Source organism: Candidatus Amarobacter glycogenicus (assembly GCF_016704105.1).
Lineage (GTDB): Bacteria > Chloroflexota > Dehalococcoidia > Tepidiformales > Tepidiformaceae > Amarobacter > Amarobacter glycogenicus.
On record NZ_JADJAT010000001.1, the window covers coordinates 559,394 to 572,500 of the forward strand.

The window sequence follows — 13,107 nt, forward strand, 5'->3', positions numbered from 1 at the left end:
TTAGCGGGTCTCCCGGATACGCTTGAGCGCGCCTTCCAGCGCGCGGATGGTGAGGATTTTCGCGAGGTGCCGTCGCTGGGCGATGCCGCCTCGCATGTCGTCTATCGGCGAGGCAGCCGCAGCGGCGGCCTCCCCGGCGGCGGCGAACGTCTCAGGGGTCGCCTGCGCGCCCACGAGTGCCGCCGCGGCGGCAGGTGCCAGGATCGGGGTCGCAGCCACCGCTCCGAGAGCAACCCGGGCAGCGGTAATCGTTCCCGCCGCATCGAGCGTGAGCGAGACACCGGACGAGGCAACCGCAATGTCCATCTCGTTCCGGGGGATGAAGCGGTGGTAGAACGCAGCGGAGTTCGCGGACGGAGCGGGGACTTTCACTCGGAGCAGGATCTCGCCGGGCCGCAGGGTGTTGCTTCCGGGTCCGGCGAACAGCTCTTCGACCGGGATCTCGCGGAGGCCGGCGCTCGACGCGATGACGACCCGCGCGCCGAGGGCGATGAGGGCTGGCGACGAATCGGCTGCGGGACTGGCGTTGCAGAGGTTGCCGCCCAGAGTCGCCCTCGATTGGATGGCGACGCCGCCGATGATCGACGCGCAATCGACCAGAGCGGGGAAGCGGCGCTGGATCTCTGCGTCTTCGTAGATCCGCGCCAACGGGACGGAAGCACCAACCTCGAGGGCGCCGTCATCGGTGATGCGGTAGGCCATCAGTTCGGGAATGTGCTTCAGGTCGATCAACTGGTCGCAGTGACGGCGGCCTTCTCGCAACTGGACGATGACATCGGTGCCTCCGGCGAGCAGCAGCGACCGTTTGCCGTTGCCAAGCGCGGTGAACGCTTCGCCCAATGAGCGGGGCGCGAGGTAGGTAAAGGAGTCCATGAACCGTCCTTCGGGATTGAGCGGAGGCCCGCAGAGCGGCGGGCCGCGTGTTGCGCTGAATGATAAGCGGCGGACGGAAGGTTGTCTTGAACGCTCGCCTCAGCGCACAGGGCGTTACAATCCTGGCAGATGAGACGGGTTCCAACCTTTGCGACGGCCGTGGCCCTGCTTCTTGTGCTCGCTATCGCCAGGCCAGGTATCGCGCGGGCCGACGAAGGCTGGGTCATCACGAGTTTCAACATCGTCTACGACCTGCAGACGGACGGGACGATACAGGCGACCGAGACGATCAACGCGGACTTCGGCTCCCTTTCGAAGCACGGTATCTTCCGGTACTTCAACACCAGCGTGCCCTGTGGAGAGCCGATCTCCGGGGCTCAGCAGCCGATTTACCCGTGTCCAACGGGGCAGTACCGGAAGTACGACTACTCGATCAAGAGCGTCACCAAGGCCGACGGCTCGAAGTGGAAGTACGACGTCAGCAACGAACAGGGCAAAGTGATCGTGAAGATCGGCGACGGCGACATCTTCATCACGGGAGCCCAGGATTACATCATCAAGTACACCGTCAAGGGCGCTCTCGATGCCTACGACGACCATGACGAACTCTACTGGGATGCGAGCGGGGAGTGGCCCGTCACGATCGAGGCATTCACCCTGACTGTGGACCTGCCTGAAGGCGCCGATGCGCGGGCCGTGTGCTACGAGGGTTACGCCGGATCCAACGAGCAGTGCGGGGCGCAAGCGAGCGGCTCAACCATTACCTATGCGGCGCCGCGCGCACTTTCGGAGACTGAACAGGTAACCATCGTGGCGGGGTGGCAGCGCGGACTCGTGGAGGTGGCGCCTCCGGTGCTGGCCGACCGCGCGAACTTCCGCGACTTCTTCACGCTCGACGCCCTGGAGTTCGGAGGCATCATTGCGAGCGGGGTGCTTGGCGTCCTCGCGGTCCTGGCTTCGTGGTGGCGGTATGGACGCGACAAGGCCTACCTCACCGTCCACTACCTCACCAGCGAAACGGCGCAACAGACCAAGCCAATCCGGGGCGGCCCGCCAATCGTCGTCGAGTTCCTGCCACCGGAAGGCCTCCACCCTGCCCAGATGGGCGTGCTGATGGACGAACGAGCCGACACGCTGGACGTCACGGCGACGATCGTCGACCTCGCCGTCCGGGGGTATCTCCACATCACCGAGCTGCCGAAGAAGGGCTGGTTCGGGAGCAACGACTGGAAACTGACGAAGCTCAAGGACGACACTGACCTCACCCCATTCGAGCGGCGCGTCCTCGCAGGGCTGTTCAATTCCAAGACAGAAGTCGAGATGTCGGACCTGCGGTACAAGTTCGCAGACGACCTGGCGAAGTCGAAGGAGTTGCTCTACGACGACGCGGTGAAACAAAAGTGGTTTGAAGTGAGGCCAGAGAGCGCCCGGGGGATGTGGGTTGTGGCAGCCCTCGCGATGATGATCTTCGGGGTTGGCCTTTCGTGTTTCGCGGCGTTGTATCTCCACCGCGGGCTCTTCTTCCTGGGCCTTGTCCCGGCGGGGCTGTTCCTGATGCTCATGTCGCGGTCCATGGCGCGCCGGACGGCGCACGGAAGCGAAATCCTCAGACGGGTGCTCGGGTTCCGCCTCTATATCGAGACCGCGGAAAAGTACCGCCAACAGTTCAACGAGCAGGAGAACATCTTCGCCCGTTACCTCCCGTTCGCAATCGTGTTCGGCTCAGTCGGGAAGTGGGCGAAGGCATTCGAAGGGCTCGAAGCGACGGCGGCGGCTTCAACCGCAGCCTGGTACAGCGGGACCCACCCGTTCCAGCCAACGACGTTCTCGCGAGACCTCCAGGGCTTCTCCAGCTCGGTGGGAAGCACGCTGAGCAGCACGCGTTCGAGCAGCGGGGGCTCCGGCTTCTCAGGCGGCTCGTCGGGTGGTGGTGGCGGCGGCGGTGGCGGCGGGAGCTGGTAACAGCGTTACAACGCGCCAAGCCACTCGCGGAGCTTGTGCGGCACATTCGTGATGATCCCGTCGACTCCGGCTTCCACCACTCGCGCCCAGTCATCCGGGTTGTCCACAGTCCAGGTCCAGACGCTCACCTGGCGCCGTTTCGCCTTCTCAACCAGCGACCGGTCGACGCAATGGTGCTCGACGGAGATTGCCTGGCCATCGCGTTTCAGCAACCCACCCAGTAGGCGGTCGACCAGGTCGCCCTGGACCGGGCCGGTGATGATCGTCGCCGAAACGCGCGGCTCGGTTGCACGGGCGCGTTCGACCATGACCGGGTTGAACGAGTGGATCGCGGTCCACGACTCGGCATTGTGCCGGCGGATCACCTCGACAACCGCATCGACACAGGCCTGATCCTGCTCGGGAGCGCCCGGCGTCGCCTTGAGTTCGCACATGACGGTGAGCTTCCCGGCAGCGAGGGCGAGGACCTGGTCAAGTGTGGGGACGAACTCACCGGCGCCTGCATCCGCGGCCTGCAGTTCGGCAAGCGTCCTTTCGCGTACAGGCCCGGACAGGTTGGTCGTACGGTCGACGGTGTCGTCATGCATCAAGATGGGGACGCCATCGGCGCAGAGCTGGACGTCGATTTCCATCGCTTCGGCGCCGCATTCGAGGCAGGAACGCAGGCCGGCGAGGGTGTTGGCAGGGGCTTCGCCTGCTGCGCAGGCATGGCCGATCACGAGCACGTAGGGCTTCATGCGGCGCACTTTACGCGGCGCCGGTTATCGGCGGAACGCAGTGACTCAGTTTTCGCGGGGGCCGGTCGCCCGTCCTTCGCCCTGCGACTCCGGAGCAGAGCGCGTGGCCGACATTCCCTTCGTGAAACGTGCCAGCCGCAGGGCGCGCTCGATGCTGGGGGCAATCCCGCGCCGCCGGGGGAGTTCCGCCAGCCCGCGGAGAGCATCGCCGAAGCCCTGCATGACGGGAGCACCGTGGCCCGGCAGACCTGCACCCGGCGCGATGACCGCGAACTGGCGAATGGACTCCAGGTAGGCGGCATCGTCGCTGTTAGCGAACTTCATCGAACGCGTGATCTCTCCCCCATGGCTGATGACGAGGTCGCCAACGAATGCCGCATCCAGCCGGTCGACAAGGAAGCAGTAGGCTCCGGGGGTGTGACCGGCCACGGGCACGGCACGAATGCCGGGAAGGACTTCCACTTCCCCGGTCATCACGACATCGACGACGGTATCTTCCCTCGGGACGCGGTGGGTGCGGCCGCTCATTCGCCGCAGGACATGCGTCCGGCCAACCGCCGGGTGAAGGATGTAGCCGTCGCCGCGCTGGAGACAGTCGCCGCGCCCGAGGTGGACGAGGGCACCGGTCGCCGCTCGCACGGCGGCGGCCGCGCCGGTGTGATCGCGGTGGAGGTGCGTCAGCAGTACGGCGGCGAGCTTACCGCCGAGAGCCTGGATCTCCTCGAGGATCGCTCCCGAGCTCGATCCGAAACCCGTATCGACAAGAGCCAGGCGACCGTCGTCGGCCTCAACGAGGTAGACGTTCGAACCACGAGTGCCGTGGAGCCACCAAAGCCCGGGTGCGAGGACATCAGCCAACCGCCACCTCCGGCTTCCAGCGTAACGGTTTGTAGCGAGCACAGGCGAACGGACCTGGTGGTCTCCGGCCGCTAGCTGCTGAGGGTCGGGAGCTACTGCTTCGGGCCGGAGTAAACCACTTCAAAGAGGATGCGGTCCGGCGATTCGAACATGACCTGGTAGTACGTCTGGTCTTCGGCGCCCGCAAACTCGGGCCGGTGGCGAGGGGTCTCGAACAGCGCCGGCACGCCCTTTCCGCTGAGGTACGCCGCGAATGCATCAACATCGGCCTGGGAATCGACCGAGATCCCGAGGTGGTTCACGCCTCGGCCGTCGTAGTCGTTGACTGCAGCGTTGGCGCCGCTCCCAAACCAGAGGCTGGCGCCGTCGCTGCCGCCAAGACCGAGCATTCCCTCGCCTTCCCAAATGGTGTCCCAGCCGAGGAAGCCCAGGAGCTCCTTGTAGAAGCCGGTGTTGGCGGTATCGATCTTGAGTTCGATGTGTCCGAGTTTGCTTTTCACTGTTGCGTGTTCCTTGCGAAGTGGTGTGCCCGCGGTAAACGTGGCGAGGCCGGAAAAGTAACGTCGCTGGGCGGGAGTTCAAAATGGTCAGTGACACGGGACCGCATAGCGACTGGCCGTCCGTGGACATTGGAGATGCGGGAACGCAGGGCATCTCGCGGCCGGAATTCACCCGGGCTTGCATGGTTCGTTAGGCACTGTGTAAATAACGCCTAACGTCCGGGTTTCGCCCGGAACCATGCCGGAGAATTTGGTGACTCGTCACGTCGTATCAGCAGTTCTACTGTGGGCACTCCTCACAGCGGTCGGGGAGGCAACCATCTTCCTCGACTGGTTCCCCACCGTCGGATCGCACGAAGCGGAGGACTTCGACAGGATCTTCCTGATCCTCGTCGCGATGGGTACGCCCGTCTTCGCATTCGTCATCGCGGTACTCGCCTATGCCATGCTCAATTTCCGGTCGAATGACCGGGAGGAGACTGGCGCCACCTTCCTCGGCGTGGGCACCGGCCCGCGCGTCTGGGTTGGCCTGACGGCAGCCCTCGCGGTGTTCGTGATGATCTTCCCGGGAATGACGGGGCTGGCTGCGCTCAACAAGGAGCGCAGCGGCAACGGTTGGGGCGAATACGATGCCGAGCTGGTGGTTCACGCGATCGGATACCAGTGGTTCTGGGAGTTCGAATACCCGGAGAGCGGCATCTCGGTCAAAGGCGCCGGTAACGAACTGGTCCTGCCGGTGGACACGGTCATCCGTTTCGATGTCGATGCTGCCGATGTGCTGCACTCCTACTGGATCCCCGCGTTCCGCATGAAGATTGACGCGGTCCCGGGCCGGACGACCTTCTTCACGGTGAAGCCGACGACTGAAGGCAACTTCAACGACGACACGGCTTTCCGCGTCCAATGTGCCGAACTCTGCGGACTCGACCATTCGGGCATGCAGTTCCCGGTGCGGGTCGTGTCGCAGCAGGAGTTCAAGGACTGGGTGGACTCCAAGACCGTAGCGGCGAAGGGGCAATAGACCATGCATCGATTCAATTCGGTTTTCGCGGGCCTGGCCCTCGGCCTACTCGGCTTCTACCTCGGCATTTCTGTCGCGGCGCTTTTCCGCTGGATGTTCGGCTTCGAGGAGGTCTGGGAGCGCGACCTCAATGTCACGATCGGCTACATGTTCGGCCTCTCCGGCTGGTTGATGGGCGTGGGGATGTGGGGCCGGTGGGGGAAAGAATGGTTCGGCCTCCCGACCACCCCGTCTCAGCACGATGGGTGGGGGCGCTACTTCACGTTTAACACCGACCATAAGGTCATCGGAATCCAGTACGGCGTGACCTTCCTGATCGTGTTCTTCCTGGCCGGGGCGCTCGCGCTGCTGATCCGGGCCGAACTGGCGACCAATGGGCTGCAGTTCTTCGATAAGGCCCAGTACAACTCGATCATGTCGCTGCACGGCATCCTGATGGTCGCGGTGGCGGTCGGCACGGTGATTGGTGCCCTCGGCAACTACGTGGTGCCGTTGATGATCGGGGCCGAAGACATGGCCTTCCCCCGGCTGAACGCGCTGACCTACTGGATGGTCCCGCCGGCGGCGGTGATGCTGCTGACAACACCATTCGTCGGCGGACTGGAAGCCGGCTGGACGGCGTATCCGCCACTCTCGGTGGTGACACAGACCGGCCAAACGTTCTTCAACCTGGCGATCATCACGGTCGGCCTGACTTCGATCCTGGGCGCCCTGAACTTCCTCGTGACGATTGTCTGCATGCGCGCGCCGGGCATGACCTGGGGCCGCTTGCCGGTCTTTGTCTGGTCGATGTTCGTGACTTCGTGGCTTGCCTTGCTCTACACGCAGGGTTTCGCGACGGCCATGCTGATGGTGACGCTGGACCGCATCGGCGGGATGAGCTTCTTCGATGCGAGCAACGGCGGCGACCCGCTGCTCTACGAGCACGTGTTCTGGTTCTACTCACACCCGGCCGTGTACATCATGGTCATCCCGGGGTTCGGCATCGCCCTGGAAGTCATCGCTCACTTCTCGCGAAAGCCCTTCTACGCCTACCGGTACGCGGTGGGCGCGTTCATGGGCATCCTCGGTCTGAGCGGCGTCGTCTGGGCACACCACATGTTCACCTCGGGCATGCCGAACTACCTTCACGGTCCGTTCCTGATCATGACAGAGGCGATCTCGGTCCCAACCGGCCTGATCTTCCTTTGCGCCCTGGGGACGATCTGGATGGGCCGCCTGTGGCTCACGGCGCCGATGCTGTTTGCCATGGCCGTGATCTTCAACTTCGCCTGTGGCGGTGTCACCGGCATCTTCCTGGCGGACGTCCCGACGGACATCCACCTGCACGACACGTACTTCGTGGTGGCGCACTTCCATTACACCATCGTCGGCGGCGAGATCTTCGGGCTGTTCGCGGGCATCTACTACTGGTTCCCGAAGATGACGGGCCGGATGTACAACGAGCGGCTCGCGAAGCTCCACTTCTGGTGGATGTTCATCGGCTTCAACGTCACCTTCATGGTCATGCACTGGCCGGGCATCCAGGGGATGAACCGGCGTATCGCGGACTATCCGGAGGTTTACCAGCCGGTGAACCTGGCGGTCAGTATCTCGGCTTTCCTCCTTGGCGCGAGCTTCCTGGTGTTCATCTACAACATGATCAACAGCTGGATCCGGGGCGAAGTGGCCGAGGCGAACCCGTGGCACGCCCGCACCCTGGAATGGCAGACAAGTTCGCCGCCGCCGCTTGAGAACTTCCCGGTGCTCCCGGAGGTCACGGGCCACCCGTACGACTACGGGCTCCCGAAGCCGCCTCACGCGACGTTCCCCCAGACCGGCGGCGCCCATGCGGCCTCCCCCGCCGGGGGCGGTGGCGGAGGAGGGGGCGGTGGTTAGGCCGGCACGAACGCGGCTCAGCAACCACCTCACACTGATTCGATTGTCGGAGGCATCACTTGGGAGCGTTTAACTCTCTCGGAGCATTTCAGAAGGGCTACGTGGTGGCGGTCTTCCTCGCCATCTGGACCATCGCTGAATACATCTTCGCCGTGGGACTCGAAAACGACACGGCTCGTTTCCTGGGACTCGCCTTCGCCGCTGTGGTGAAGGCATGGCTCATCATCCAGTACTTCATGCACATTTACCGCCTCTGGCGCGAGGAGGCACACTAATGGCTGTCCAGGCCCCCGCAGAACACGCACCGGCGCATCACAACCCACTGGTCCTCAATCGAATCGGTCTCTGGCTGTTCTTCTTCTCGGAAAGCGTCATCTTCGGGCTGTTGCTCTCGAGTCGCTTCTTCCTCGAAGGCATCCACCAGGAACACGTCGACCAGCAACTCGGCCTGGTCATCACGATCGTACTCCTGTTGAGCAGTGTGACCGCCTTCACGGCTGAGACGGCTATGGAAAAGGGGAACTCGCGGCTCTGCCACCAGATGCTGCTGCTCACTATCGTCCTGGGCACCCTCTTCGCGGGCGGCGTCGCCTACGAATGGGCCACCGCGCACTTCAGCCGCGAAGAGGCCTTCGGCACCGTCTTCTTCACGATGACCGGCATCCACGCGGCCCACGTCGTGAGCGGTATCGGGTTCCTCGCCCTCGCCTGGAACCTCGCCCGAAAGGGCCGGTTCGACAGCAAGAATCACTGGGGCATTTCGGGCACCGTGATGTACTGGCACTTCGTCGACGTGGTCTGGGTCTTCTTCTACCCCGCGCTCTACCTGGTCGGCAGCTAGACCAATGCAAGTTCAGCAGGCGCCCCGAGCCATGCCGGGAATGCCGTTGCTGCTCCCTCCCGGGCTGAAGCTCCTTGCGGGCTGGTTGCTGGTCTGCACGGCCGGCGCGCTGCTGGTGTCGCTCGCCTGGTGGGCGGCGCTGCGCGCGCAAGGCACCGGCCTCGACGCAAGCGAGATGGTCATCGCGCCCGGGACGGCCGAGGCGATCGCAAACGGATATCCCGTCTCGCAACCCTCGGAAATCAAGCTCCGGCGCGGGGGAACCCTGACAGTAGTCAACCGTGACGATGTCACGCACTTCGTAGCCTGGGCGAGTATCGCCCCCGGCGAGACCACGACTCTCCAGATTCCCCCCGGCGAAGGCGCACTGAAGTTCGACTGTTCGACCCACCCCAGCGGTAGCCTGCTGTTCGACGTCTCGAGCCGGCTGCCGCTCTGGCAGGCGGTCGCCGGCGCGCTGGCGGCCGGGATAGTAATGGGCACGGTGCTGGCGGGCGTCACGGCCCTCACACGCAGCCTGGACACCAACTAGCCAGTCCGGCCTGGCTCAAGGACTCAACTCTTCGAAGAGTGGCGGCGCGAGCGGCGAAGTCGCCGAGCCTGTCCCGAGCGCGTTCCGCGTCGGAAGCAAGCCCCTGGCCCTGGTTGCGATCAGGGAACAACACACCAGTTCGCCCTCGGGGTAGCTCGCCGGATGGCCCCAGCCAGGGCCGCCGCCGACGTTCCCCTTCCGCCCCTCGGCCTCCATCACCAAGCGGAACTTTGTAGGCGCCATCACGGCCTGCCGACTGCCGAATCCCCTCCGCTGCCCACTGCGTCACCCGACGGCATCGTGACCAAGGGTGACTCGGCCCCTGGTGGGCCCTTGCACCGCGGACCTCGCATGTGCCCACCTCAGAAGCTCACGGTATCACCGGGCCTCGGCCACTGACGGAAGACCGCCCTTTGGGGACCCACGAAGCACGCACCACGAACCGGAAGCCGGTGCCCCGAGCTGGCGCACGGCGAGGAGGGCTCTCCTGGAGCACCTCTGCGACGGCCGGAATTGGAAACTGCCGGCGCCCCCCGGGAAGGTTCGGAAGACTGCTCCATCTGCGCAGAACCCGAGTGCCGGCGCGCCGACGCGGCTGGAGAAACCGTGCCCCGCACCGGCGCTCTTCGAAAGCCACTGCCGGCGGCAAGGGTTACTCGCCTTTGCGGGACAACCGGGAAACGAAATGGCCCTCCCCGAGAAGGGAGGGCCATCAAGTAGATTGGTAGCGGGGAAGGGATTCGAACCCCTGACCTTCGGGTTATGAGCCCGACGAGCTGCCACTGCTCCACCCCGCGGTGGAAGGCGGCGGGATTGCGCGCCTTTAAGGAACTGAAGAGCGAAGAACTGCACCCGGAACTCATAGGGACCGAGTCTTCAATATAGGTCAAGCCCTCGACCATTAGTACGCCTCAGCTGAACGCATTACTACGCTTACACCTGGCGCCTATCAAACAGGTAGTCTTCCTGTGGTCTTACCTGATTAATCCAGTGGGAAGTCTCATCTTGAGGTCGGCTTCGCACTTAGATGCTTTCAGCGCTTATCCGAACCGGACATGGCTACCGGGCAATGCTCCTGGCGGAACAACCCGCACACCAGAGGTCCGTTCACCCCGGTCCTCTCGTACTAGGGGCAACTCCTCTCAAACTTCCTACGCCCATGGCGGATAGAGACCGAACTGTCTCACGACGTTCTGAACCCAGCTCGCGTACCGCTTTAATGGGCGAACAGCCCAACCCTTGGGACCTACTCCAGCCCCAGGATGCGACGAGCCGACATCGAGGTGCCAAACCTTGCCGTCGCTGTGGACGCTTGGGCAAGATAAGCCTGTTATCCCCGGGGTAGCTTGTATCCGATAAGCCACGGCCCTTCCACTCGGTACCGTAGGATCACTTTGACCGGCTTTCGCCCCTGCTCGACTTGTAGGTCTCGCAGTCAAGCTCCCTTATGCCAATGCACTCAACGGGTGATTTCCATCCACCCTGAGGGAACCTTTGTGCGCCTCCGTTACATTTTAGGAGGCGACCGCCCCAGTCAAACTGCCCACCAGACACTGTCCTCGCGCTTGCTCGCGAGTTAGAAAGCAGATCAGAGAAGGGTGGTATTTCAAGGATGGCTCCACGCTGCCCGAAAGCCTCGCTTCAACGCCTCCCACCTATCCTACGCATCTCAGACCCACTCCCAGTGCCAAGTTGCAGTAAAGCTCCACGGGGTCTTTTTGTCCTGCCACGGGACAACCGCATCTTCACGGTCAATTCAATTTCGCCGGGTCCTCCGTTGAGACAGTGCCCAGATCGTTACGCCTTTCGTGCGGGTCGGAACTTACCCGACAAGGAATTTCGCTACCTTAGGACCGTTATAGTTACGGCCGCCGTTCACCGGGGCTTCAATTCAAGGCGTGAACCTCTCCTCTTAACCTTCCGGCACTGGGCAGGCGTCAGCCCCTATACGTCAGCTTTCGCTTTTGCAGAGACCTGTGATTTTGATAAACAGTCGCCTGGGCCTGCTCACTGCGGCCCCCAGTTGCTTCAAAAGTAAATTCCTACACAACCAGGGGCGATCCTTCTCCCGAAGTTACGGATCTAATTTGCCGAGTTCCTTAACGAAGGTTCTCCCGATCCCCTTATGGTTCTTACCATCACCTACCAGTGTCGGTTTGCGGTACGGGCGCATTGGTAACTAGCAGCGAGGATTTTCTAGCCAGCGTGGGCTGAGCCCCCTCGCGTTGACAAAGTCTCTACTCGTCCCGGCCCCTCCGCTTAACCTCACCGGGGATTTACCTCCGGCGAGACGCCTACAGACCAGGAACGGACCATGTCCAGTGGGCCCGCGGAGCCTACCCTCCTGGGTCCCCCCTCTGCATCAAACGCTACCATCGCGGTGCTGGAATACTAACCAGCTGTCCATCGCCTACGCCTTTCGGCCTCGGCTTAGGCCCGACTAACCCTACGCGGATTGACCTTCCGTAGGAAACCTCAGGTATACGGGGGGTGCGGTTCTCACGCACCTTACGCTACTCATGCCGGCATTCTCACTTCGCTTCGCTCCAGGGTGCCTCACGGCTTCCCCTTCTCTGCTGAAGCAAACGCTCCCCTACCGCCCCTCTGCTATTACAGAGGGACCCACAGTTTCGGTGCCATGCTTAGCCCCGTTGAATTGTCGGCGCAGAACCACTCGACCAGTGAGCTATTACGCACTCTTTAAAGGGTGGCTGCTTCTAAGCCAACCTCCTGGCTGTTTTTGCGGTTCAACATCCTTTTACACTGAGCATGGACTTCGGGACCTTAACTGGTGGTCTGGGCTGTTTCCCTTTCGACAATGAAGCTTAGCCCCCACTGTCTCACTGCCACGCTTTGTCCAACGGCATTCGCGGTTTGATAGGGTTTGGTAAGCGGTAAGCCCCCTAGCCCTTTCAGAGCCCTACCTCCGCAGGAGATCGCGTGACGCTGCACCTAAATGCATTTCGGGGAGAACGAGCTATCTCCGAGTTCGTTTGGCATTTCACCGCTACCCACAAGTCATCCAATAACTTTGCAACGTTAGAAGGTTCGCGCCTCCATCCAGTTTTACCTGGACTTCACGCTGCCCAAGGGTAGATCACTCGGTTTCGCGTCTACTGCACGCGACTATGGCGCCCTATTCGGACTCGCTTTCGCTACGGCTCCACAAGTCACCTTGCTTAACCTTGCCACGTAAAGTAACTCACCGGCTCATTCTTCAATAGGCACGCTGTCACCCACCGTAATGGGCTCCAACTGCACGTAAGCACGCGGTTTCAGGGTCTATTTCACTCCCCTCCCGGGGTACTTTTCACCTTTCCCTCACGGTACTGGTTCACTATCGGTCATCAGGGGTATTTAGCCTTGGGAAGTGGTCTCCCCAGATTCCCACGGGGTTTCACGTGTCCCGTGGTACTCAGGTACCTGGAGGAAGTCGCAGCGTGTTTCGTTTACGGGGCTATCACCCTCTTTGGCCGGCCTTTCCAGGGCCGTTCTCCTACCCGTGCGATTGGTAACTTCACAATTCCAGGCCCTACAACCCCGGTAAGGCGAACCCTACCGGTTTGGGCTTCTCCCCGTTCGCTCGCCGCTACTAGGGGAATACTCTCTTTTCCTCGGGGTACTTAGATGTTTCAGTTCCCCCGGTGCCCTCTACCGGACCTATGTGTTCAGTCCGGAGTAGCCCGGTTTTACCGGGCTGGGTTACCCCATTCGGAAATCCCCGCCTAAGCTTGTTTGGCAGCTGAGCGAGGCTTATCGCAGCCTTACCACGTCCTTCATCGGCCCCTGATACCAAGGCATCCACCGCGCGCCCTAAGTAGCTTGACCTACATTAAGACTCGATATCTATGAATTGCCTATTGCGATGTGTGCGCATGTCGGTGCACACCCATCGCGGATGCAGT

General features: G+C 62.5%; 10 protein-coding genes, 1 tRNA gene and 1 rRNA gene. 6 read left to right on the forward strand and 6 right to left on the reverse strand.

The genetic code is table 11. The features are described from left to right. Complete coding sequence (locus IPG14_RS02890; RefSeq protein ID WP_343388025.1) at nucleotides 1-873, reverse strand: xanthine dehydrogenase family protein subunit M; 873 nt, start codon at nucleotides 871-873, stop codon at nucleotides 1-3. A 129-nt stretch (nucleotides 874-1,002) separates the two neighbouring features. On the opposite strand from IPG14_RS02890, the gene IPG14_RS02895 reads away from it, so the two are divergent. After that, entirely contained in the window at nucleotides 1,003-2,835 is a 1,833-nt protein-coding gene (locus IPG14_RS02895) for a DUF2207 domain-containing protein (RefSeq protein ID WP_343390835.1), read from the forward strand. Between the two features lie 5 nt (nucleotides 2,836-2,840). On the opposite strand, the gene IPG14_RS02900 is transcribed toward IPG14_RS02895, so the two are convergent. From IPG14_RS02900 to IPG14_RS02910, 3 genes are all read right to left on the reverse strand, one after another. Further along, nucleotides 2,841-3,572, reverse strand: a complete 732-nt coding sequence (locus IPG14_RS02900; protein ID WP_343390836.1) for a glycerophosphodiester phosphodiesterase — start codon at nucleotides 3,570-3,572, stop codon at nucleotides 2,841-2,843. Between the two features lie 45 nt (nucleotides 3,573-3,617). Continuing rightward, complete coding sequence (locus IPG14_RS02905; protein ID WP_343390837.1) at nucleotides 3,618-4,430, reverse strand: MBL fold metallo-hydrolase; 813 nt, start codon at nucleotides 4,428-4,430, stop codon at nucleotides 3,618-3,620. A 92-nt stretch (nucleotides 4,431-4,522) separates the two neighbouring features. After that, nucleotides 4,523-4,930: a VOC family protein gene (locus IPG14_RS02910; RefSeq protein ID WP_343390838.1), complete on the reverse strand. Its 408-nt coding sequence runs from the start codon at nucleotides 4,928-4,930 to the stop codon at nucleotides 4,523-4,525. Between the two features lie 253 nt (nucleotides 4,931-5,183). Between IPG14_RS02910 and coxB the strand changes: the two genes are divergently transcribed. From coxB to IPG14_RS02935, 5 genes are read left to right on the forward strand one after another with little or no spacing between them, the layout of a single operon-like run. After that, nucleotides 5,184-5,951, forward strand: a complete 768-nt coding sequence (gene coxB, locus IPG14_RS02915) for a cytochrome c oxidase subunit II (RefSeq protein WP_343385018.1) — start codon at nucleotides 5,184-5,186, stop codon at nucleotides 5,949-5,951. A 3-nt stretch (nucleotides 5,952-5,954) separates the two neighbouring features. Next, nucleotides 5,955-7,829 carry a cbb3-type cytochrome c oxidase subunit I gene (locus IPG14_RS02920; protein ID WP_343388030.1) on the forward strand — a complete coding sequence of 625 codons (1,875 nt, stop codon included), beginning with the start codon at nucleotides 5,955-5,957 and terminating at the stop codon, nucleotides 7,827-7,829. 59 nt (nucleotides 7,830-7,888) lie between these two features. After that, nucleotides 7,889-8,104, forward strand: coding sequence for a hypothetical protein (locus tag IPG14_RS02925; protein WP_343385020.1), 216 nt, complete (start codon nucleotides 7,889-7,891; stop codon nucleotides 8,102-8,104). Beyond that, nucleotides 8,104-8,670, forward strand: coding sequence for a cytochrome c oxidase subunit 3 (locus tag IPG14_RS02930; RefSeq protein WP_343385021.1), 567 nt, complete (start codon nucleotides 8,104-8,106; stop codon nucleotides 8,668-8,670). Before IPG14_RS02925 ends, IPG14_RS02930 begins: the two co-directional genes overlap by 1 nt. Before the next feature lie 31 nt (nucleotides 8,671-8,701). Further along, a complete protein-coding gene (locus IPG14_RS02935) occupies nucleotides 8,702-9,202 on the forward strand; it encodes a hypothetical protein (protein ID WP_343388031.1) in 501 nt (166 codons plus the stop codon). Between the two features lie 722 nt (nucleotides 9,203-9,924). Here IPG14_RS02935 and IPG14_RS02940 read toward each other — a convergent pair. Together IPG14_RS02940 and IPG14_RS02945 are read right to left on the reverse strand one after the other, a co-directional pair. Beyond that, a tRNA-Met gene (locus tag IPG14_RS02940) sits at nucleotides 9,925-9,999 on the reverse strand. An 85-nt stretch (nucleotides 10,000-10,084) separates the two neighbouring features. After that, nucleotides 10,085-13,030, reverse strand: a 23S ribosomal RNA gene (locus IPG14_RS02945). Nucleotides 13,031-13,107: the final 77 nt, after the last annotated feature.